The 23,121-nt window shown below is 45.4% G+C and carries 19 protein-coding genes; 10 read left to right on the top strand and 9 right to left on the bottom strand.

Annotated elements, in window-relative coordinates; genetic code table 11:
- Positions 1-76: 76 nt before the first annotated feature.
- Positions 77-370, top strand: a complete 294-nt coding sequence (locus tag GVO63_RS16935; RefSeq protein ID WP_118491294.1) for a high-potential iron-sulfur protein — start codon at positions 77-79, stop codon at positions 368-370.
- Between the two features lie 72 nt (positions 371-442).
- Here GVO63_RS16935 and GVO63_RS16930 read toward each other — a convergent pair whose 3' ends face one another.
- Complete coding sequence (locus GVO63_RS16930; RefSeq protein WP_159581432.1) at positions 443-2,077, bottom strand: amidase; 1,635 nt, start codon at positions 2,075-2,077, stop codon at positions 443-445.
- Between the two features lie 479 nt (positions 2,078-2,556).
- On the opposite strand from GVO63_RS16930, the gene prmA reads away from it, so the two are divergent.
- The 6 genes from prmA (at position 2,557) to purD (ending at position 9,525) form a co-directional block, all read left to right on the top strand.
- Positions 2,557-3,435, top strand: coding sequence for a 50S ribosomal protein L11 methyltransferase (gene prmA / locus GVO63_RS16925; protein ID WP_159581430.1), 879 nt, complete (start codon positions 2,557-2,559; stop codon positions 3,433-3,435).
- A 476-nt stretch (positions 3,436-3,911) separates the two neighbouring features.
- Positions 3,912-4,910 carry a tRNA dihydrouridine synthase DusB gene (dusB, locus tag GVO63_RS16920; RefSeq protein WP_159491589.1) on the top strand — a complete coding sequence of 333 codons (999 nt, stop codon included), beginning with the start codon at positions 3,912-3,914 and terminating at the stop codon, positions 4,908-4,910.
- 30 nt (positions 4,911-4,940) lie between these two features.
- A complete protein-coding gene (fis, locus tag GVO63_RS16915) occupies positions 4,941-5,234 on the top strand; it encodes a DNA-binding transcriptional regulator Fis (protein WP_012520109.1) in 294 nt (97 codons plus the stop codon).
- Between the two features lie 82 nt (positions 5,235-5,316).
- Positions 5,317-6,915 carry a bifunctional phosphoribosylaminoimidazolecarboxamide formyltransferase/IMP cyclohydrolase gene (gene purH, locus GVO63_RS16910; protein WP_159491591.1) on the top strand — a complete coding sequence of 533 codons (1,599 nt, stop codon included), beginning with the start codon at positions 5,317-5,319 and terminating at the stop codon, positions 6,913-6,915.
- A gap of 477 nt (positions 6,916-7,392) precedes the next feature.
- Positions 7,393-8,208 (top strand): class I SAM-dependent methyltransferase, encoded by an 816-nt coding sequence (locus tag GVO63_RS16905; protein ID WP_159581428.1) that lies wholly within the window; start codon positions 7,393-7,395, stop codon positions 8,206-8,208.
- A 27-nt stretch (positions 8,209-8,235) separates the two neighbouring features.
- The gene (gene purD / locus GVO63_RS16900) at positions 8,236-9,525 is read left to right on the top strand and encodes a phosphoribosylamine--glycine ligase (RefSeq protein ID WP_159491595.1); all 1,290 of its coding nucleotides are present in this window, start codon (positions 8,236-8,238) and stop codon (positions 9,523-9,525) included.
- Positions 9,526-9,601: 76 nt separating this feature from the next.
- Here purD and GVO63_RS16895 read toward each other — a convergent pair whose 3' ends face one another.
- Positions 9,602-11,128, bottom strand: a complete 1,527-nt coding sequence (locus GVO63_RS16895) for an MFS transporter (protein WP_159491597.1) — start codon at positions 11,126-11,128, stop codon at positions 9,602-9,604.
- 194 nt (positions 11,129-11,322) lie between these two features.
- On the opposite strand from GVO63_RS16895, the gene GVO63_RS16890 reads away from it, so the two are divergent.
- Positions 11,323-12,312 carry a Gfo/Idh/MocA family protein gene (locus GVO63_RS16890; RefSeq protein ID WP_159581426.1) on the top strand — a complete coding sequence of 330 codons (990 nt, stop codon included), beginning with the start codon at positions 11,323-11,325 and terminating at the stop codon, positions 12,310-12,312.
- Positions 12,313-12,417: 105 nt separating this feature from the next.
- Here GVO63_RS16890 and GVO63_RS16885 read toward each other — a convergent pair whose 3' ends face one another.
- The 3 genes from GVO63_RS16885 to uxaC are packed head-to-tail and all read right to left on the bottom strand — an operon-like array spanning position 12,418 to position 16,166.
- The gene (locus GVO63_RS16885; protein ID WP_159491601.1) at positions 12,418-13,215 is read right to left on the bottom strand and encodes a ThuA domain-containing protein; all 798 of its coding nucleotides are present in this window, start codon (positions 13,213-13,215) and stop codon (positions 12,418-12,420) included.
- Positions 13,212-14,726: a mannitol dehydrogenase family protein gene (locus GVO63_RS16880; RefSeq protein ID WP_159581424.1), complete on the bottom strand. Its 1,515-nt coding sequence runs from the start codon at positions 14,724-14,726 to the stop codon at positions 13,212-13,214. Before GVO63_RS16880 ends, GVO63_RS16885 begins: the two co-directional genes overlap by 4 nt.
- A gap of 9 nt (positions 14,727-14,735) precedes the next feature.
- A complete protein-coding gene (uxaC, locus tag GVO63_RS16875) occupies positions 14,736-16,166 on the bottom strand; it encodes a glucuronate isomerase (RefSeq protein ID WP_236552191.1) in 1,431 nt (476 codons plus the stop codon).
- A 297-nt stretch (positions 16,167-16,463) separates the two neighbouring features.
- Here uxaC and GVO63_RS16870 point away from each other — a divergent pair, with 297 nt between their 5' ends.
- A complete protein-coding gene (locus GVO63_RS16870) occupies positions 16,464-17,492 on the top strand; it encodes a LacI family DNA-binding transcriptional regulator (protein WP_159491605.1) in 1,029 nt (342 codons plus the stop codon).
- A gap of 103 nt (positions 17,493-17,595) precedes the next feature.
- Here the strand turns inward: GVO63_RS16870 and GVO63_RS16865 are convergent, their stop codons facing one another.
- The 4 genes from GVO63_RS16865 to manD form a co-directional block, all read right to left on the bottom strand.
- Positions 17,596-18,831, bottom strand: a complete 1,236-nt coding sequence (locus GVO63_RS16865) for a sugar MFS transporter (RefSeq protein ID WP_236552190.1) — start codon at positions 18,829-18,831, stop codon at positions 17,596-17,598.
- 13 nt (positions 18,832-18,844) lie between these two features.
- The gene (locus tag GVO63_RS16860) at positions 18,845-20,032 is read right to left on the bottom strand and encodes an AGE family epimerase/isomerase (protein WP_159581422.1); all 1,188 of its coding nucleotides are present in this window, start codon (positions 20,030-20,032) and stop codon (positions 18,845-18,847) included.
- Between the two features lie 79 nt (positions 20,033-20,111).
- Positions 20,112-21,041: a sugar kinase gene (locus GVO63_RS16855; protein WP_159581420.1), complete on the bottom strand. Its 930-nt coding sequence runs from the start codon at positions 21,039-21,041 to the stop codon at positions 20,112-20,114.
- Positions 21,042-21,051: 10 nt separating this feature from the next.
- Positions 21,052-22,260 (bottom strand): D-mannonate dehydratase ManD, encoded by a 1,209-nt coding sequence (gene manD, locus GVO63_RS16850; RefSeq protein ID WP_159581418.1) that lies wholly within the window; start codon positions 22,258-22,260, stop codon positions 21,052-21,054.
- Between the two features lie 122 nt (positions 22,261-22,382).
- Between manD and GVO63_RS16845 the strand changes: the two genes are divergently transcribed.
- The gene (locus GVO63_RS16845) at positions 22,383-23,111 is read left to right on the top strand and encodes a FadR/GntR family transcriptional regulator (RefSeq protein WP_159491613.1); all 729 of its coding nucleotides are present in this window, start codon (positions 22,383-22,385) and stop codon (positions 23,109-23,111) included.
- The last annotated feature ends 10 nt before the right edge of the window (positions 23,112-23,121 follow it).

The raw sequence follows: 23,121 nt of genomic DNA, 5'->3' as shown, positions 1-23,121 counted from the left end.
CTTTGGGCAGGTTTTTGCGTTTAAGGCACTGAATAAAAAAGAATCATTATCGTTTCTATCTCTTAAGGAGAGTGTTATGAAATCTGTAAATCGCCGTGACTTCCTAAAGCTATCGGGCTCTACAGTTATCGGTCTTACGTTAGGTGGTGTTGCATTACGCGCACAAGCTCAAGAACAGCTTAGCGCCGACGACCCAACCGCTAAAGCGTTAAACTATACGCCGTCATCAACGGTTGAAGGTGCAAAATGCGCTAACTGCATGTACGTGCAGGGAGCAGACGGCGAGCAGTACCGCCCTTGTAACATTTTCCCTAATAAACTTGTTAATGCTGATGGCTGGTGTAGTGCTTGGGTGAAAAAACCAGGCTAACGCTTTACTCATTACCAAAAGTAATAAATTATCAGGCCCTTAGGTGAAACTAAGGGCTTTTTTGTAGGTCTGTTAACGTGCGTTATTTAACCCGTTATCAATGCCTTTTAGCGCTGGATTATCAAAGCGTGTGGGTAGTAGTCCCGGCTTGATAAAAAAGCCGTGTTTTGCTTCAAATATACGCCCTACTTCCAGCACCTTTTCATCTTGCCATTTACTGCCAATAAAGCTGATGCCAACAGGAAGATCTTTCACCTGCCCGGCCGGTACAGTTAGATGAGGATAACCCGCTATTGCAGCTAAGTATCCAATGCCTATAAAGCCTACTGGCGAATGGTCTCCATATACGCCATCAATAAGAAATGATGGGCTATTTGATGGCGCTACTAATATCTCAACGTTATGTTTCGCCATAAGTGCATCAATGCCGTTCTTGCCCGAAGTATCTTGAATAACCCTAAGTGACTTTTTATATTCGTCGCTGTCTATCGCCGCTGAAGTGAGAGACTTCTCGAAAATATTCTGGTCAAAAAGCGATAATTCTCTTTCAGTATTCTTATTAAACTCAATAAGTTCGTTCAAGGTTTTGGCTGGAAGTTCGGCAGGAGACGCTGATAAGTATTCGTTTATGCTGAAGTGGAACTCGCTAAGCAAAACGTCGTAAGAATCAGCCCAGAAAGAATCTGGCTGCGCGAAATCACTGATATCCACTAGCGTTGCTCCTGATGCCTTAAGCTGCGCTAGCGCTTTCTCGTAAACCGCCAACACATGTGGATTGTCGCCCTGCCTATATCTCACGACACCAATTCTCTTGCCTTTTAAATCTGTAGCAAGCATTGAAGAAGACGGTAACCTTAGAAGATGAGCTCCAGCGTCTTTGGTTGCATTATCTTTTTCATCAACACCCGCCATAATTGCGGTCATCAACCACGCATCTTGCACATTAGCGGTCATTGGTCCTGCGGTATCCTGGCTAAAAGAAATAGGCACGATATGTGTTCTAGACAGTAAACCAACGGTAGGCTTAAAGCCCACTACACCATTTATCGACGCGGGGCAGATAATTGACCCGTTAGTTTCGGTGCCTACGGCAAGAGAGGCCAAACGCAGTGACATGGCAGCACCAGAACCCGATGACGAGCCGCACGCGCTTCTTGCTAGGATATGAGGATTGCGAGTGAGCCCGCCAACAGCACTCCAGCCGCTGATTGACGACTCTGAGCGAAAGTTGGCCCATTCGGACAAATTGGTTTTACCTAATATAATGGCGCCAGCTGCTTTCAACTTTGCCACAATTGGCGCATCACGACCGGTATTGTTGTTTAAAAGCGCCATAGAGCCTGCCGTTGTAGGCAATTCATCGCTTTCAATGTTATCTTTCAACAACACAGGGATACCTGCTAACGGGCCCAGCGCCTTGCCGTTCGCCAATTGCTTATCAATAGCTTTCGCTTCTTCTAGCGCATTGGGGTTTACTGACAACACACTATTAACCTTACCATCTAGCTGTTCAATACGCGCTAAATAACCTTTTACCAAGGCCGCAGACGTAATCTCGCCACTGGCAATAGCCTGTGCTTGCTGATGTGCGGGTTTATCCAAATAGTATTGCGTTTCGTTCGCTTGGTTTGAATTAGAGGGGGTTGAGTGAGAAACACACGCCGTACAAATTACGGCAGCGACCAGTAAATACCACTGTTTCAACATAAATCTTTCCTTTACGCATAATCCCAGTGCCTGTTTTTACTGTTAAACAATAACAGCGGGTCACAGACGTTAGAGTAATGATAGTTTGTTATACGTTGTATCAGAAATAGTTCACTGACCACACAATAAAATGTGTGTTTACTGAGTTGCTGGGGTTGCCTGCTTATACAGAAGATTATCCAGTTTATAATTATCTAGCAGTTTCTGATAACGCCCATCTTCAATAAAAGCGTGAAGCGTGGCGTTAGAAGTATACGCATACAGTTCCTATTGGGTTGAAAACCACACAGCCCGCTTCACTGTATGTGTTTTTTAACATCGCACAACTCGACAAAAGAGTAACATTTTAATAATTTTTATTTATTGAGAATATGGCCTTCCCTCTTTCCTTACCTAACTTCTATCTTTTGGATTACTTGCATTTTGTTTCATGCAATCCAAAGGTACAATAGCCCCAAAGGTCTCAACGAACGATAAATATGGCTTGGCTACAACTTAGAATAAACACCTCATCTGAATATGCAGAATCCGTTGGCGATATGCTTAGCGCTAATGGCTCTCAGGCTGTCACCTATGTCGATGCGAAAGACACCCCCATGTACGAGCCCAAGCCGGGTGAAATAATGTTGTGGCCGGATACTCAGGTTGTGGGGTTATTTGAAGCAGATGCGGATATGAAAAGTATTCTGAAGCGCTTAGGTAAAGCCAAGGTACTGGGAGAAGACTTTAAATATAAGCTTGAGCCCCTTGAAGACAAAGACTGGGAGCGGGAATGGATGGATAACTTCCACCCTATGCAGTTTGGTGAACGCCTTTGGATTTGCCCTAGCTGGCGCGATGTTCCTGACCCCAACGCTGTTAACGTGATGCTTGACCCTGGCCTTGCTTTTGGTACCGGTACTCACCCAACCACCGCTCTTTGTCTGCGCTGGTTAGACGGCATTGATATGGTGGGTAAAACCGTTGTTGATTTCGGCTGCGGCTCGGGCATTTTAGCCCTGGCAGCGTTAAAGCTGGGTGCTTCACGTGTTATTGGTATCGACATTGATCCACAAGCGCTCCAAGCTACCAAAGAAAACGCGCGCCGCAATGGTGTAGAAGACCGTTTGGATGTTTATCTTCCAGAAAATCAGCCTGAACTTGAGGCCGATGTTGTGATGGCGAATATTTTGTCAGGTCCCTTGTTAGAGCTACAAAACGTGATTACGAATTACTGCAAATCTAGCGGCTTATTAGTGCTTTCCGGCATTCTTGCTGAACAAGTTTCACGAATAGAAGAGGCCTATGCGAAAGACATTGAACTTGAAGCCAGTGCCATTGACGGTGAATGGGCAAGAGTTTCAGGTAAAAAACGTTAATCTGGCGAATTTATCGACTGGCCACGCAAACATTGTGCGTGTCCAGTTTAATGCTTCGATGATTAAAAGCGCTTGCACGCGTTCAATTACCTAGGGCGTGTTGATCTTTGCTGTGCACTTTTGCAGCGCTTTGACGTAGAACAACGATTCCCGCAGGACTGTTTCGCGATTAAAATGCTTTCATATAGACCAATAATCGTACACCAAAGATCAACACGCCCTAAATATTTGTTAATTTTTTTCACAATACAGCCCTTTCAATTCGTGGCCTGTAAGACTTTCGTACAATATTTGCGCTAAAAATTATTGGTAGCTTACTAATGTGACAGTTTTTTTTCACTGTCAAGAGCACGAAGTGAAATTTTGTGTGATTTTTAGCCTTTTCAAGTATTGCGAAAACACGTACACTTAGCGCCCCGTTTTAGCCGGGTGTATAATTTCTGTGCAGTTTTAGATGGCGAGCTATACATTTTACGATGCGAATTGGACCTTACGAGCTAGAAAACAATTTGATGTTGGCCCCCATGGCTGGCGTAACGGACAGACCGTTTCGTCAACTGTGTAAGCGCTTAGGAGCTGGGCTGGTTGTTTCCGAAATGCTTTCGAGTAATCCGAAGGTTTGGAACACAGCGAAATCACAAGCACGCATGAACCATGAGGGCGAAGAAGGCATTCGATCTGTACAGATAGCTGGGGCTGACCCTGAGCTTATGGCTCAAGCAGCACAATTTAATGTAGATAACGGTGCGCAAATTATCGATATCAACATGGGTTGTCCTGCTAAGAAGGTCAATAAGAAGCTGGCAGGTTCTGCATTGCTTCAATACCCGGACACAGTGGAAGCGATTATCAAAGCAGTAGTCAATGCTGTGGACGTACCCGTTACGCTGAAAATTCGTACCGGCTGGAACCCAGAAAACCGCAATGGGGTAGAAATTGCCCGCATTGCAGAGGAAAACGGCATACAGTCGCTTGCGGTTCACGGCAGAACCCGAGCTTGTATGTATAGAGGGGAAGCTGAATATGACACCATACGCCAAATAAAGGCGGCAATTTCAATTCCTGTAATTGCCAATGGTGATATTACTTCTCCAGAGAAAGCACAAGAGGTGCTGAATTACACTGGTGCAGATGGCGTTATGATAGGCCGCGGCGCGCAAGGTAAGCCTTGGATATTTAAACAAATCCAACATTATCTTGAAACGGGCGAAAACCTAGCACCACCGCCGCTGTCTGAACTATATAAGCTTTTGCACGAGCATGTAGCCAATGTGCAGGACTTTTACGGTGATATAGCCGGTGTAAGAATTGCCCGAAAGCACGTGGGCTGGTATCTCGCGGAGCACGATACGGATCGTCAGTTTCGTAAAACGTTTAACGCTATCGATGATGCGAATGAGCAAATCGATGCACTAAATGCATATTTTCAAGCGCTGCAGACACGAGAAACCCGACAGATTTCTCCCGCAGCATAGTGATGACTAACTTAAGAGCAACACAGTATTATGTTCGATCAAAACGTGACTTCACCTTTTACTACTACAGTAACTACGCCTTCACAAACGCAAGCTCAGAAGCCATTGCGTGACTCTGTAAAGCAAGCGGTTAACAAGTACCTTAAGCAACTGGATAACGCAAACATCGACAACCTGTACGAAATGGTACTGGCTGAAGTTGAAGCGCCGCTTCTAGAAGAAGTCATGACTTATACTCGCGGCAACCAAACCCGCGCGGCCATCATGATGGGCATCAACCGTGGCACGCTTCGCAAGAAGCTAAAGCAATACGGCATGAACTAAGATTCCAAGGGCTTTGCCCGCCAAAGAGCACCAATCGGTGCTCTTTTTGTTTCAACACTACAACATTAGAAACTTAAATTTTATGCAAACACCAAAACCTATCAAACGTGCTCTCCTTAGCGTCTCTGACAAAACCGGTATTCTCGATTTCGCGACAGCGCTGCATAACGCTGGCGTAGAACTTCTGTCGACGGGTGGTACCGCAAAACTGCTAGCTGAAGCTGGTTTACCTGTAAAAGAAGTGTCTGATCACACAGGTCACCCTGAAATTATGGCGGGTCGGGTTAAAACCCTTCACCCTAAAATACATGGCGGTATTCTTGCTCGTCGCGGTGTAGATGAAGCAGTAATGGAAGAAAACAACATAGCCCCTATCGATTTAGTGGTTGTTAATCTTTATCCGTTTGCCGCAACCGTGGCAAACGAAGACTGCACACTTGAAGATGCTATTGAAAACATTGATATCGGTGGCCCAACCATGGTGCGCGCCGCAGCCAAAAACCACAAAGACGTCACAATTGTGGTTAACGCTTCTGACTACTCTCGCGTACTTGCTGAGATGAACGACAATGACGGTTCTCTTACTTACAACACGCGTTTCGACCTAGCCATAAAAGCGTTCGAACACACGGCTGAATACGATGGCATGATTGCTAACTATTTTGGCGCACGTTTAGACAGTACAGGATGCGAAGCAGACTGCGACCATCAGCACAGCGAATTCCCTCGTACCTACAACATGCAGTTGACTAAGAAACAAGACCTTCGCTACGGTGAAAACAGCCACCAAGAAGCCGCGTTTTATGTTGAAAACAATATTCAAGAAGCCTCTGTGGCGACTGCTACTCAGCTTCAAGGTAAAGAGCTTTCGTTTAACAACATCGCCGATACCGATGCAGCCCTTGAGTGTGTCAAAGAATTCGAAGAGCCAGCATGCGTAATCGTTAAGCACGCTAACCCTTGTGGTGTCGCTATTGGTGAAGACATTCTAAGTGCTTATGACCGCGCGTTTAAAACCGATCCGACATCAGCATTTGGCGGCATAATCGCGTTTAACCGCGAGCTCGATGCGAAAACGGCACAAGCGATTGTTGACCGTCAATTCGTTGAGGTCATTATTGCGCCTACAGTAAGCGAAGAAGCCAAAGAAGTCGTGAGTGCGAAGAAAAACGTACGTCTTCTAGCGTGCGGTGACTGGGCAGGTCAGCTTACAGAGGGTTATGACTTTAAACGTGTAAACGGCGGCTTATTAGTACAAGAGCGCGACTTCGGTATGGTTGAAATGGAAGACCTAGAAGTTGTGACTAAGCGTAAGCCAAGCGAAGACGAACTACGCGACCTTATGTTCTGCTGGAAGGTAGCAAAATACGTGAAGTCTAACGCAATTGTTTACTGCAAAGACGGCATGACAGTAGGCGTGGGCGCAGGTCAAATGAGCCGCGTTTACTCTGCAAAAATTGCTGGCATTAAAGCAGCTGACGAGAACCTAGAAGTAGCAGGCTCTGTCATGGCATCTGACGCTTTCTTCCCATTCCGCGACGGCATTGACGCTGCTGCACAAGCCGGTATTAAAGCGGTCATTCAGCCTGGCGGCTCTATGCGCGACCAAGAAGTGATTGATGCAGCAGACGAGCACGGTATTGCCATGGTGTTTACCGGTATGCGCCACTTCCGTCACTAAAAGCTTCATCGTATTTTGAGAAAGCGTCGGGGCTGGCGTTCAACGCCAGCCTCTGGCTCTCTGCTCAAAAGGTGGCTAATTAGTGGAGCGTTACGTTAATAACTAGCGAATCTTACTTCTATTGTGGAGAACCGCTTTTTCGAATCAGTGGAAAAACGATGCGCAAGTTTCATTCATATTTTTATGGCGACATTTACACATTTCAGGGAAGCGCTTAAATCGCGTTCCACCTTGAACGCACAAATCAGTAACGTCGAAGTGCCCCCCTTAGCCAAAGCGACAGCCTTGCGAATTATTCTGCTAAGGCGTATGTGCATATGAAGGTAAGCTGATACGCTTGATCTGACTTGTGGTGATTTGTAGTAATAGAGTTACGAAAGCCCGTTGGCCTTGTCGGTTAAATTTGCACAACAAAGGCCAATACGCCCTAAAAGTGTTATGTTATTTGCCTACCCTCGACAGAAAAAGGAAATAAGAATGAAAAAGTTAGCCCAATATGTTTTAGCCGCGACGCTTGGTATAACAGCAACCTATGCAAGTGCCGATGCAATTTCTGATGCCGTAAAAAGCGTACTGCGTTCATCGGACGCTAAGTCTAGAGATGAATATCGTAAGCCACAGCAGACTTTACGCTTTTTTGGCCTTAAGCCAGATATGACCGTGGTAGAAATTTCACCAGGGGGCGGATGGTATACAGATATTATTTTTCCAGTCGTTCGTGACAGTGGAAAATATGTTGCTGCACATTTCTATGTTGACGAAAGTTCTAGCGACTATTACAAGAAAGCGTTAACCGCTTTTAAGGCGAAAACCGAAGCTGGACAAGTCTATGAGGGTGCTACGGTTAGCGCATTCCATCCCACCAAAGCGCTTGATATCATTGACGCAGGAACAGCAGACATGGTGCTGACCTTTCGCAACGTACACAACTGGTATATGCGCGAAGGTGACAAAGGTATCGAAAATGCATTTGGCGCATTTTTTAACGCGCTCAAGCCAGGTGGTGTATTAGGCGTAGTAGAGCACGAACTACCTGAAAGCGCAGATGACGAAGCCATGAAAAAAAGTGGCTACATGAAGCGTTCTTACGTAGTGGCTGCTGCAGAAAAAGCAGGTTTTGTGCTTGAAGCAAGCAGCGATATAAACGCGAACTCAATGGATACAGCAGACCACCCGAAAGGTGTATGGACTTTACCTCCAAGTTTGGCGCTAAATGATGAAGATCGCGAAAAGTATGTAGCGATTGGCGAGAGCAATCGTATGACGCTAAAATTCACCAAACCAAAATCATAATATTAAACACTCAAAACGGAACAGTTAATGAACGTACTTGTAATTGGCGGCGGTGGCCGCGAACACGCGCTAGCGTTTAAGGCAGCGCAGTCTTCTGATGTTTCAACAGTATTTGTAGCGCCGGGAAATGCCGGAACAGCGACAGAACCTAAGCTTGAGAACGTAGCTATTGATGTTAACGACATTGCAGGCCTAGTTTCTTTCGCCAAAGGGAACGACGTTGCGCTCACTATTGTGGGCCCAGAAGCGCCGCTGGTTGCAGGTGTGGTTGATGCGTTCACTAACGCTGGTTTAATGATATTTGGTCCCACTCAAGCTGCTGCGCAGCTTGAGGGCTCGAAGGCCTTTACCAAAGATTTTTTGGCGCGCCATAATATCCCTACTGCAGAGTACCAGAACTTTACGGACATTGACCCTGCTATCGCTTATGTTCGCGAGAAAGGTGCACCTATTGTGGTTAAAGCCGACGGTCTAGCTGCCGGTAAAGGTGTCATCGTTGCCATGACACTTGAAGAAGCCGAAGATGCTATCCGCGACATGCTGGCAGGCAATGCTTTTGGCGAAGCAGGCAGCCGCGTAGTTGTTGAAGAGTTCTTAGACGGTGAGGAAGCGTCATTTATCGTGATGGTAGACGGTAAGAACGTACTGCCTTTCGCTACCAGTCAAGATCATAAGCGTGCAGCAGACGGTGACAAAGGGCCAAATACAGGTGGCATGGGAGCATACTCGCCTGCGCCTGTTGTCACGCAAGAAATTCATGACCGAATCATGCAAGAAGTGATTATGCCAACAGTAAATGGCATGGCCGCTGAAGGTAACGACTACGTTGGTTTCCTCTACGCTGGCTTAATGATTATGGCCGATGGCACACCGAAGGTGATTGAGTACAACTGCCGCTTTGGCGACCCGGAAACCCAGCCAATTATGCTTCGCCTCAAATCTGACTTAGTGCCGCTTTGCCAAGCTGCGTGTAAAGGCGAACTTGCAGGTAAAACGATTGAATTTGATGAACGTGCTTCAGTCGGTGTTGTACTTGCTGCTGGCGGCTACCCTGGTAGCTATAATAAAGGCGACGTCATTACCGGCTTCGAAGAGGCGGCTAAACTAGACGGTAAAGTATTCCATGCTGGTACTGCACTTCAAGATGGCGAAGTTGTTACAGCAGGTGGACGCGTACTTTGCGCGACAGCGTTAGGTAACAACGTCACCGAAGCTCAGCAGAAAGCCTACGAATTACTAAAAACCATTCAGTTCAAAGATGTGTACTACCGCACTGATATTGCACACCGCGCCATCTCAAGAGAGTCTCAAGCGTAATAGAGTATGAATATATTGAGCCAAGTGATTTACGTCACTTGGCTTGATAATACCAATCCCCATAGGTAATTCACCATCAACGTTCTACGACAGTTTCATCGCTGCTGCCGCTGCGAAGCAGATAGGTTGTTTCTTTCTTTTTTTTATCACCCCACATGTACTTGTATTCCCAGCCCGTTAACTCCTCAACCACGCTGACAACCTGAGGTAACGCGTCCTGCTTTGCACCACCATTACGCAAGCGACTGACTTCATCAATAAGTATTCTGTGGTTTTGCTTGGTTAACTGAAAGAGCGTTGCGCCAAATAGCGCGATAATCGCTAGACAGGTTGGCCCTATTAAAAACAGCCAATATACGCCTGAAATAGTCTCACTTGTCTGCACTTTGGCGCCAGATTCAAAGCCGACCCATTGTAAGCCAATACTCGCTATCAACATTGCAGAGGCCTGACATATTTTCCGTCCAAGGGTCATGACACCAGAGAAAATTCCCGCTCTACGTCGCCCTGTGAGGATTTCATCCACATCTGGAATAGAGTTAAAGATAACCCAAGGAATAAGGTATATGCCGCCTCGCGCGAGGCCGATAAGAACGGCACCAAAGAAAACCGCTTTGCTCACATCAAGCGCCACATTGGGGAGAATAGCGAAAAAGGCAAGGCTAACAAACATAAGACCCAATGCTATTTTATAGGCGTTAGCATTCCCTATTTTTAGCGCGAACCATGTGAAAGTAAGCACACCAAAAAACTGCATAAAGGTCATAACACTTAGGATTTGCCCACCTTCGCCCGCAGATAGATTGAGGTTAAATGTAATATAGTGAAGAAAGAGCGCGCCAAAAATGTCTAATGCTACTGACCCGCCGATATACATCATTAAATGAATTCGGAATGTTTTTATTTGCAGTGTACTTGCCATTTCCTTATATAAATCAACGAGGGTTTCTTTTATAGAAGAGACCTCTTTCTGAGGAGGAAGCCTGGAAGGTTCGATTTCCCACGTGTATTTATAAATAAAGTACCACGGCAAAGTAAAAATAAATCCAAACAAAAACCCAATGTAAATGAAGGCTTGGGCTTCATCTTCAACATTGGACATGATAAGCCCAGGGATTAGGGTAACCACAAATGCGGTTATCTGACCAAATGTCAGGCGGCAACTTCCCATCTTAGTACGAATTTCATAGTCGTCTGTCATTTCGTTTGGAAGTGTGCAATAAGGGGTCATCACCACGGTAAACATGGTGTTGAATAAAAGATAGGTGGCCAGGTAATACGCAAACCCGAACCCAGAGATGAACATGAGACCAAACACGATCAGGAACGGTGCGCCAAAAAGAAAAAACACTTTTCTGCGTCCAAATCGGGTTCGGATATTATCAGTGATATACGCAACGATAGGGTCAGTAATGGCGTCCCATAACTTACCGATAGCAAAGATTAACCCTGCTTCAACAGGCGATAAGCCTGCAACTTGGGTGAAAAAGTAGAGCATCCACAACCCAATTATGGTGCCAGAGCCGCTTCCAAAAATATCTCCTGAGCCCCACGCAATGATGTTTTTCCAACCTGGCTGCTTTCTTTTTTCTACGTCATTCACTGATGAACTCCCAACCTTTGCAGCTAATATTTTAACACTGATTTAACACAGACTATTACGATCTTGACACCGGTGTCAATATAGAATTAAATGTAAATACAGTTAACAGTAGGTGAATAAATCACAGCTATTGTAAATGCCTTTGATTATTTCACACTCTTTTTAAATAACTTTTGTTTAAACGTGGGGATACCATGAAGTTAAAACTTGGCGTTATTGGTTGCGGCAAAAAATCATCTCAATATATCGACACATGGTCTCAGCGCACTGATATCGACATTGTTTGTGTTTGCGATCCAAGTGAGGGAGCATTACAGCATGTTAAATCAATTCTTAGCGATCACGGTCAAAAGCAGGTGCACGCTTATCAAGACTGGCAAACCCTTTTAAGTGAACAAGGTAGTACGCTAGATGCCGTTTATATTTGTACTCCACATGCTGTTCACGCAGACCAAGCGCTAGCTGCCCTAGAGTTGAACTTAGACGTATTACTTGAAAAACCCATGGTAACAACCGTTGATGAAGCGAAGGCACTCCAATTGGCCCAACAGACCAGCGGTAAACAGCTTGTAGTTGCCTATCAAGGTGGCTTATCTCCTCTTGTTCATCAACTGAAAGAAGATATTGCCACAAAGCGTTATGGCGACTTGATGAGTATCAATGCTGCAATTTGGGAAGATTGGGCAGACACTTACACTGGCCATTGGAAGCAAGTACCTGAAATCTCAGGGGGTGGTTTTATGTTTGATACCGGTGCACACATGATGAACACCACATCAATGCTTTGCTCTCAGCCTTTTGCCAGTGTTAGTGCAAAAATGAATAACCATAACTTCCCTGTGGACATCGTTACAACGGTAATAGGAGAATTGGCAGACGGGATGCTTTTCTCTATGCACGCTTGCGGCAAAAGCATTCGATGTACGTCTCGAATAGAGTGCTTTTTCACTGACTATGTCGTTAGAGTCTGCGCGTGGGGACGCTGGATTGAGATTGAAGACAGAGACGGCAACATTGAGCGCAAAGAGCAGGAATCCGCAAACAATTTGATGAATGTTTTCTTACAAACAAAGGACGGCAATATACAAAATCCTTCAGATATCGAACAGGGATTGCACATGGCAAAATTGTGGGACGCTATCAAACTCTCTGCCAGCAAAAACGGCGCGCCGGTAACGTGTTGAGCTCCTTTTCTATCGCGCAACATTAGCGTATTGCATTCATTAAAAAAGGGCGTTTCGCCCTTTTTTAACTCTCGCTGAGTGAGTGATTAATCATGCAGACTGGTATCATTTTTTCTGTGCGGCTTTTTCCGCGAGCATCAGTTTTCGCGGCTTTTTGAAATACGTCTGTTTGGGTGCGCCTTTTTCTAACGGCACCGGTCTACCCCAGTTTTTCATGCTCCATCCAGAGGTATGGGCTTGGTTTGACCATTGTATGGCATTAGCAAGCACCTGAATGATGTGAGGGTTTCTATATATTGGAAAGGTTTCATGGCCCGGAGAAAAGAAAAATATTTTCCCCCTTCCCCGCGTAAACGTGCACCCACTTCTAAGAATTTCCCCACCTTGATACCAAGACGTAAATACCAGTTCATCAGGGTCTGGAATATCAAAAGGTTCGCCATACATTTCCGACTGAGGCAACTCAATTTGGGGCGGCAAGTTATAAGCAATCGGGTGGGATGGTTTTAGACACCATACGCGTTCACGTTCTCCCCCTTCGGCCTCTCGCCAACTCAGATTGCAGCTTGTTCCCATTAAGCGCTTAAACAATTTAGCGTGATGTCCGGAGTGTAAAACAATGAGCCCCATCCCTTCTAATACGCGCTGTTGGAGCTTATCGATAAGCTTATCGTCAAGCTCATCATGGTATCGGTGGCCCCACCAAATGGCGACATCCGTATTGTCGATTCTCTCTTGTGGCCATCCTTGCTCAGGGTCGTCTAATGTTGCTGATGTTAAGTTAAAACCGAACGGTTTAAGCCCCTCAACAATGCAACCGCCAATGGTTTCGGGATAGCACTCTTGTACGTCGGCGTCTTCTTTTTCGTGCCGACATTCATTCCATACGGTAACATTTATCATAGTACTGCCTGCTGCTTTAATTGTGGGGAATAGTCCTGAACTTCTAGAAGCAAGCTATCTAACGCGGTAGGAACACCATTGGCTAAAATGTAACTCAACCAGTATTTAACTCGCTCTTCAAACACGTCATTCGTCGAGAGTGTCTGGGGAAAGATTTGCGAGAGACCCAAGTACCCTTTTACTAATTTATCAATCTCGTAAAAGTCACGCTTTTGAACGTCATACAGTACATCAGCAATCGGGTCCTGTACCTCTATCACATCGCCCTTGGCGTCAAAAGCCATAGTATAGCGAAGCCATGAAGCCACAGCGAAACACAGACACTCCGCGCTCTCGCCATTTTGCAGTCTATCTTCAATAGTATGAAAAAGGCGTTGGGGTAGCTTCTGGGAGCCATCCATCGCGATTTGATAGGTTTTGTGAAACAGCGCAGGGTTCGTGAAGCGCGCTAACAAATCTGCTGTATAGCTTGTAAGTTCTAACCCGGGAGGTGGCGTCAATGTGGGCGCAATTTCATCACACATCAAAATATTTAAATATCGTTCAAAGGCTTTATCTTCCATTACTTCGCTAACGAATTCATAGCCTGATAAGAACCCTGCATACGCCAACGATGAATGCGCACCGTTTAATAGACGAAGCTTCGCTTTTTCAAACACGTCTACATTACTTACAATAGTAGCCCCAGCGTCTTCCCAATAAGGGCGCTTACCCGCAAATTTGTCCTCAATTACCCATTGCGTAAATGCTTCGGTTTTCACCATTGCACTGTCTCTGTAGCCCGCTTCATCCGCTAACTCATCAATATCGCTAGGCGTAGTTGCTGGCACAATTCTGTCAACCATGGTGTTGGGGAACGCTACATTTTCGTTGATCCAAGCCACCAATTCGTCGCTTATACGTGTTGCAAACTGCGTCACTATCCTTGCTGTCGTATTGCCGTTTTCCGGCAAATTGTCACAGCATAAAATGGTTGGGGCGTCGATGTGCGCCTCAAACCTTGTTTTAAGTGCACTAACCAAGTAGCCGATTGCCGTTTTCGGCTTATCTAAATTAGACAAATCATGAACAATATCGGGATGCTGCACATTTAAATTACCCGTTGATGGGTCATGGCAGTAACCTTTTTCAGTCACCGTTAAAGAGATGATGTGACACGTTGGCGAAGCCATTAACGAAAGCACCGCTTGCGGGTCGTCAGGTGCAACCAGCACTTTTGCAACCGATTGTACTATTTGCTGCTCTTGCCCTTGTGCAGAACTCACTTTAACCGTATAAAAGCCATCTTGCGGATTGAGTTGCTCAGCAACGGTCCCGCTTCTGAGCGACACGCCGGCGATAAACCAGTTATGATCGCCACTCTTGCGCATATATGTATCGGTATACACCGCTTGATGCGCTCGATGAAATGCACCAATTCCCAAATGGACAATACCAATATTTGGCGTCTGTGGACGATACAATTCGTCGCTTTTACTCACTATTTCGCGACCCAACCTCGTTACTGTCATAACCACTACCTATAAGTTGTAAGCACGTTTAGCCAAGTTATATGCCAAGTCTTTGGCAAGCCCATGGGCTTCATCCATATCGATATAGTGACGCGCTACCAATTCCGCGAGATATACACAGTCCATCCTACGAGCAAGATCATGACGAGCAGGAATAGATAAAAACGCACGGGTATCGTCATTGAACCCTACCGTATTGTAAAACCCAGCGGTTTCCGTGGTTTGTCTTCTGAAGCGAATCATCCCTTCAGGGCTATCGTGAAACCACCATGAGGGCCCTAGCTTCAGGCAAGGATAATGCCCTGCGAGCGGCGCTAATTCTCTGCTGTATACAGTTTCATCTAAGGTGAACAAGATAATGTTTAAATTTGGATTGTTGCCAAACTTATCTAATAAAGGTTTGAGGGCTTGAATATATTCAGTGGGAGAAGGAACATCCGCGCCTTTATCTCTACCATATACTTCAAACACAGACTTGTTGTGATTCCTGTAAGCACCGGGATGGATTTGCATAACCAAACCGTCTTCAATAGACATTTCAGCCATCACGGTAAGCATGTGCGCCCTAAAAAGCTCAGCCTCGTCGGCAGTAAAGTGACTGCTTTGTACTTTGGCAAATAGCGTTTTGGCCTCGCCGTGAGAAAGGTCAGCTGTTGCTGCGGTGGGATGGCCGTGGTCGGTAGAGGTAACGCCCATCGTTTTGAAGAACGCCCGTCGTTGGCGCAACGCCGCTAGATAATTGTCGTAATCTGTACAGTCTAAACCGGTTAACGCACCGAGTTTTGCTAATTTTGCCGTAAATTTTTCATGTTCGGGGTCAATGACAGCATCAGGCCTAAACGCACTGATAACTTTACCTTTCCAACCTGAGTCCAGAATTTGTTGATGGTATGTCAGTTCATCGGTTGCACATTCCGTCGTCGCAATCACTTCGATATTATACTGCTCAAATAATGCTCGAGGAAGGAACTCAGGGCGCTTTAGCGCACTGTCTATGATGTCGTAATAATGGTCAGCCGTTGATTCCTCTAATTTCACCTCAATACCAAACGTGTGCACAAACACATAGTTTAGCCAGAAGCTAGACGGCGTTCCCTTGAATAGATAAAAGTGTTTTGCAAATACTCGCCATACTTCTCGCGGATCAACGTCAGCGCAGCTTCCATCTTTTCGCCATATACCTAGCTCGTCCAAGCTAATGCCCTGGCTGTAGAGCATTCTGTAAACATAATGATCAGGCTTTATGAGTAAATCAGTTGGGTTGGCAAATGGCTCATTCAATGCAAACCAAGCGGGGTCTGTGTGACCGTGAGGACTAACGATAGGTAAGTCTTTCACCTCGTTATAAAGTGTCCTTGCGATGTCTCGTTCCACTGGATTAGAGGAAAAGAGTCTATCTGGATGAAGGTGCAACTGCGACGCCATCAATATGTACTCCATTGCTTGTCGTTAAATGATCAAAAAGCGCATCATTGTTGAATAACTGACATGGATGATAAGTGACTAGCTTACCTGCCTGATGCCCTTTTCGTAAGAGAAGTTATAAACTCAATTGACACCGGTGTCAAATATGTTTATAACACAAGAAAGGCGATAATATTTAAAGTAAAATGATCATTATTAACAAATTTGCACCAACTCAGTAGCCTATTTCGGCTTCTATCACAAATACTGTTGGTTGCACTATAGTGATCATTTATATTGTCTCGTCAAAGTACAAAAAGGGTTATGTAATTTATGGCTTCAGTCACTATTATGGACGTAGCACGCAAAGCTGGTGTGTCAAAAAAGACGGTTTCACGTGTTATTAATAATGAAGCTAACGTGAGACCACAGACAAAAGAAAAAGTCCAAGCTGCAATTGACGAGCTTGGATTTAAACGCAATCCTCTCGGAATGGCACTTGCGAAAAATCGGTCATTGTTTATCGCGCTTCTCGCAGATAACCCAAGTCCTGGTTATCTCATGAATTTACAGAAGGGTATCCTTCAAGCGTGTACCGAAGAACACATGGGGCTATTCCTTTATGATTGCCAATACCGCTCGCCATCACTAGTAGAAGAAATACAAACCTTTATTGAAAACACGCTGGCTGATGGCCTTATTCTCGTACCTCCACTTAGCGATAAAGTCGAGCTTCTTGATATGCTTGACCGCAAAGGCGTCAGTTACGTTCGCATAGGAACCAAAGATACCAAGCGCGGTGATTTCGTTGGCTCTAATACAACTAAAGCCGCGTTTGATATGACTGAATATCTTATTAAGCTTAAGCACCGACATATTGGTTTTATCTTAGGGCATCCCGATCAAGCATCGAGTAAACGAACTGAACAAGGATTCAGAGAAGCGCATGCAAAAGCAGGTATTCCTGTCGATGAATCGTTAATTGCTCAAGGGTATTACACCCATCAATCGGGTGTTGATGCGGCGATGACATTGCTAAATAAAACGCCTAGACCAACGGTCATTTTTGCGAGCAATGATGAAATGGCCGTTGGCGCATTGTGTGAAGCACAAAGTCGGGGAATAAAAGTACCTGAAGAGCTTTCCATAGCGGGTATTGATGACATATCGATAACCACAAAGGTTTGGCCAAATATCACAACCATGCGTCAACCGTTGAATTCCATTGGTTATACGGCAGCCTCTACCCTTATTCGACGATTACAGAAAAAACCTTTAGAACAAAGCGAAGAAGCTTTTGTGAACCAACTTTTTGACTGTGAGCTTGTCATTCGCCAGTCAACCAAAACTTACGTTGGCTAAAAGAATATGATTATAAGAAAAGATAGGCGCGTTGCGCACTGGTAAGCACTCAGCATTCCGGCCTATCTTTTCGCTTTCGCTCATTCTACGTAACACCTCTAAGCTACGAATTACTTACTTTCTTTGACCCCACGAGCGCATACCATGCGATATACACGTAGCACAGCGCTGGTACCAAAAAGCTCAGCTGTAACGAAAGGGCATCAGCAGCAACACCTTGAATAAGCGGCAGTATTGCCCCTCCCACTATACCTTGGCATAAGTAGCCAGACGCTTTACCGGTATGTTCTCCTAGCCCAGAAATGGCCAGCGCAAAAATAGTGGGAAACATAATAGAATTAAAAAGGCCTACAGAGAGAATGGTCCACATTGCCATATCGCCACTACTAGACACCGACACCGATATCATTGCTACTGCAAGTAACGCGTTTAAAGCAAGAATGATTGAGGGTGCAACAAATCGCATAATAAATGCCCCAAAAAAGCGGCCTACCATTGCAGCTCCCCAGTAATAAGACACCATGGCGCCTGCACTTACGTTGTTCATTCCCTCAATGCCAAGCTGTAGGAAAAAGTTGACCAAATAGCTACCCACTGCAACTTCTGCTCCAACGTACAAAAATATAGCAAGTACACCATATTTTAGGTGGGGAAAGGCATGCATAGAAAAGCGCTTTGTCGTTTCGCTATCAGCACTGCGTTCATGCAGTATTGGCAAACGCAATTTGGAAAAAATGAAAGCGACAACAACCAACACCCCCGCAATAATTAAATAGGGCTGCTGCACTGCTTCTGCTGAATTATCATTTGAGGCTGACGCAAGAATAAGGATCGCACCAAATGCGGGGGCTGCGGTGTGGCCCAGTGAATTAATTGCTTGCGCAAAATTCAGACGGCTAGCGGCGGTTTTTTCAGGCCCTAATGCAGCGACATAAGGATTAGCTGATACTTGTAAAACAGTGATGCCTGCGGCGAGTACAAACAGGGCGAAAAGGAAAATACCATACCTTGATAACGATGCTGCGGGAAAAAAAAGACAGCATCCAACGGCAATAATACCCAAGCCATAAATAATGCCTCTTTGATACCCCGTTTTGTCAATAAGTCGACCAGCTAAGGGCGAAACGATAAAATAAGCCCCAAAAAAGCAGAACTGTACAAGCGCCGCTTGTAAAAAGCTTAATGCAAAAGCGTCTTTTAAATAAGGCAGCAAAATATCGTTTAAGGCCGTAATGAACCCCCAAATAAAAAACAGGGCAGTCATGGCAAAAAAGGCAAACTTCATTGTATTAGGCTGATGCTCAGTGTTGAGCGCCACCACTTCAGGTGTAGGGTTCATAAATTATCCTTTTTTACAGTTTCACTAATACATCAAAACAGGCACCAAGCGTGTGGTAGTCACACTTTGCACCCGCACTACTCTTCTCATCAGATACTTTGGCATTATCGCGACCCAGCAACCTAAACCACGCACCGTATTGGTGGTCGACAAAGTGTTCCCAGCTGTAAGCCCATAACTTTTTATAAGCGTCTAAATACTTCGCTTCCTTCGTTTCTTGATAAAGCAGAGCAGCCGCGGCGAAACTTTCAGCCTGAACCCAAAAATACTTGTCGTCGTCACACCAGTTTCCTTCGTCATCGAAACCGTAGATCAGTCCGCCGTATTCGTTGTCCCAAGCCACCTTATAAGCAGAGTCAAAGAGAAACTGTGCACGCGTTAACCACGCAGTATTAGGTTCGATTCGATATAGCGACACTAACAATTTTGCCCACTCGGTTTGATGGCCAGGCTGGAACCCCCAAGGTCGATATAAATTTTTGGGGTCATCACGGTTGTAATCCCAATCGGTTTGAAATGTTGGCGTGTAATGCTCCCATACGAGACCGCCCGTTTGATCAGCCTGTCGTGAGGTTATATTTTCGGCTATGCACTTTGCTCTAGAAAAATAAACGCTGTCACCGGTTGCTTCAAACGCAGAAATCATCGCCTCACATGCATGCATATTGGCGTTTTGACCTCGATAAGGTGACAGTACTCCATCCGCGCTAATTTCATCAGCATACAGCTCAAAATCAGGTTGCCAGAACCGAGTTTCCATCAAATCGAACACGCGCTTTATGTCTTCTTTCGCGTCTTTGATTTTTGCCTTGTGAATTGCGGCATAGGCCAATAAAACGAACGCATAACCGTAGTTTTGCTGGGTCATATCAAGGGGGTCATTTCCTTGAAGGGTCCATGCATAGCCTTGCTTGTCTTCTCGCCAATGCACGTTTTCAAGGAAGGTAAGGCCGTGAATAGTCAATTCTGCATATTGCTTTTCGCCAAGTAAGCTGTAGCCACGGGCATAATTAACGATAATTCGCGCACTACTCACTAGCTGTTTGAACTGAGGATTAAACACCTCACCATTGTCTAAATAATTCTGAAAATACCCGCCTTCTTGATCAACAACCCGTGGGTCATAAAACCGATAAATGTCTTTGCAATGTTGCTCTAAAAACGCTTTGCTGTAGGGATTTTCAAGTGAAGGAATGGGCATAGTGCAATGTCCTATTTAATTTGTCGTTGTAGGGATTGGCATTGTTCTGTTGTTTTTGCATTAAGTGTGTGCCGACGAACTAGGCATCGTTCGCCGCCGACGGTATTGATAATTTACCCCACTGGCTTTCTGGCAGAATGGCACCTTTAAATTGAACCACTTTACTCGCACAAGCATGTGCCTTTTTAATGGCTTGCTCTATGCTCATGTTCTGAGAAATATCCGAGATAAATCCGCCGCTGAAGGCGTCTCCCGCTCCCGTAGCGTCTACCATGGTGTCACTGAAATCCAAAGGAAGTGTATTCAATTCCCCCTTCACCCAATAGCATGCTTTACGCTTGGCAGACATTAATGTGATGCAAGGCAGCGCAGCGCAGAATTGCTCTAACATCGCGGTGTTTGAAAACTTGAAAATTGTTTTTAAGTCTTCGTCGCTGGGAAGGAAGTAATCTGCTTTTGCGATGGCTTGCTGATAGGCATTCACTACATCATCTCGACGTCGCCAAAGGTTCGCTCTGTAGTTCGTATCAAAGAACACTAATTTGCCTTTAGCGCGCTGTCGTTCAAGAAAAGCTAACCAACAGTGCAACACTTCTTCGCTCATCAAAGACAGGGTTATCCCTGACCAATAAAAGGCTGTGCAGTTTTCCGCTTTCTCCACCAGTGACGTGAAGAGTGAAATACTGGTAAAGCATTGCTTTGCCGCTGAATTACTGCGCCAGTAGGTGAAAGTTCGCTCACCATGATTGTCGTTCTCGATGGCATACATTCCTGGTGATTCGCCGGGAATACTTATCATTGAACACAGAGGCAGGCCATGATGACGGCATGCGACACGAATACTTTCACTAAATCCGTCATCGCCAAGTGCAGAGAAATAACGCACGTTTGTGCCTAACCTTGATAACATTACGGCCGTATTAAATGTATCTCCCGCTACGCCGCGCTTGAACATACCCTCTCCATAGGGCTGTAGCTCTATCATTACCTCTCCAAATACGCCAATCATGCTCTGTTCCTCACCAGTTATACATTGAGCCATCTTCTAATCGGTTTACGGGCAAGTAAGCGCGTTTATAAGGGTATTTCGCTGCTTTTTCCTCATCGATATCCACACCATGCCCAGGCGTTTCACCGGCTATCAAATAGCCATTTTCAAAACGATAATCGTGAGGAAATACTTCGTCGGTCTCAGGTGTATGACGCATATATTCCTGGATGCCAAAGTTTGGTACCCAAGTGTCGAAGTGAAGTGCAGCGCCCATTGTGATAGGGCTTAGATCAGTTGCACCGTGGAAGCCCGTTCTGACATGATAGAGCTCCGCTAAATGCGCAATTCTGCGTAAATGCGTGATCCCTCCGCCATGCACAATGGTCGTGCGGATATAATCGATAAGCTGTTCACTAATCAGCTGTTGGCAGTCGTGGATAGAAGCAAAGACCTCTCCTACTGCAATAGGTGTGGTTGTGTGCTGACGGAACAGTCTGAAACCTTCTTGCAGTTCTGCTGGAACCGCATCTTCTAACCAAAATAGTTTGTAAGGCTCTAGAGATTTACCAAGTTGCGCAGCTTCAATTGGTGTGCATCTGTGGTGGGCATCATGCAGTAAATGGTAGTCGTAGCCATAAGTTTCACGCAGCGTTTTGAAAAGCTCAGGTACGCTATTTAAATATTTTGACGTGGACCATACGTTTTCTGTAGGCAGGTCAGCATCTGCGGGTTCATAGTACATTTTGTCTTTTGAAACGCCGTATGTACTGTTTAATCCGGGCACCCCCGTTTGAGCGCGAATGGCTTTATATCCCATATCGATGTACTTACCGACTTCGGCAACCGTATCGTCTATCGTTTTACCGTTTGCGTGACCATAAACCATAACGCCATCACGACTTCTGCCACCTAATAACTGATACAGCGGCATATTGGCAGCTTTTGCTTTTATATCCCATAACGCCACATCAACAGCGGCAATCGCCGTCATTCCTACCGGACCACGACGCCAATATGCACCTCTGTAAAAGAACTGCCATATGTCTTCAATGCGTCTCGCGTCTTTTCCAATAAGGCATGGAACAAGGTGATCTTCTAAATAACTTGCCACCGCAAGCTCTCGACCATTTAGTGTGGCGTCGCCAATACCGTAGGTCCCGTCTTCGGTAACAATTTTCAGCGTAACAAAATTTCTACCGGGACTGGTGACGATGACTTTAGCGTCGGTAATCTTCATATTCATTCCTATATAAACGGTGCTCTGTCGAGTAAAAACACAGATGTAGCCTTGAATTTACCACCACAAAGCCTTAAATTGGCCAAGCCTTTTTCATTAAGTTAACATTTGGTCCGTCCAATATGCAACATGTAAGTCCAAAAAATCTACACTCTGGTTCTTCGAGCACCGGTCAACGCCTGTATCTTCAAGTTGCAGACTCACTTGCACAGCTCATCATCAATGACAATTTGAGCCCTGGAGATCGCCTTTCCCCTGAGAGAGAACTTGCACAAGAATACGAAGTCAGTCGCCAAACCGTACGGGAAGCATTGATTGCCCTTGAGGTATCCGGTTTAGTAGAAATTCGCCCAGGTTCAGGCGTTTACGTATTAAAGCGAGAGAATTTAAAGACGAGTTTGGTCATGGAAGATGCGCCAGGCCCCCTTGAAATCATGGAGGCTCGAACTTTATTTGAAGGTGAAGCAGCAGCGCTGGCAGCGCAAAGGATCAGTAATGAGGAACTACTCAAACTGAAGGCTTATCTTAAGCAAATGGAAGACATGGTCGCACTTGGAAAGATAAAGGAGGCAGAGGAGTTTGACGGAAAGTTTCACCGCACTATTGCACAGGCAACGCGCAACAGCGCCATTATTACCACCGTTGAATGGTTATGGTCTTTGCGTGAATCGTCGGAAATAAGCCGTGTATTTAACGACAAGATCCGCCAGAAAGGCTCCAACCCTAATATCGAAGCGCACAAGCAAATTCTTGAAAGCCTCTCTCGCTATGACAGCGATGCGGCAAAGAAAGCCATGCAGTCACATCTCGCCGACGTTTCCGAAGCGTATATTTTATTCATCTCCGACTAAAATTGGACGA

It is taken from the genome of Alteromonas sp. KUL106, assembly GCF_009811415.1.
In the GTDB taxonomy this organism is placed as follows: domain Bacteria; phylum Pseudomonadota; class Gammaproteobacteria; order Enterobacterales; family Alteromonadaceae; genus Alteromonas.
This window is presented reverse-complemented; position numbering and strand designations above follow the sequence as displayed.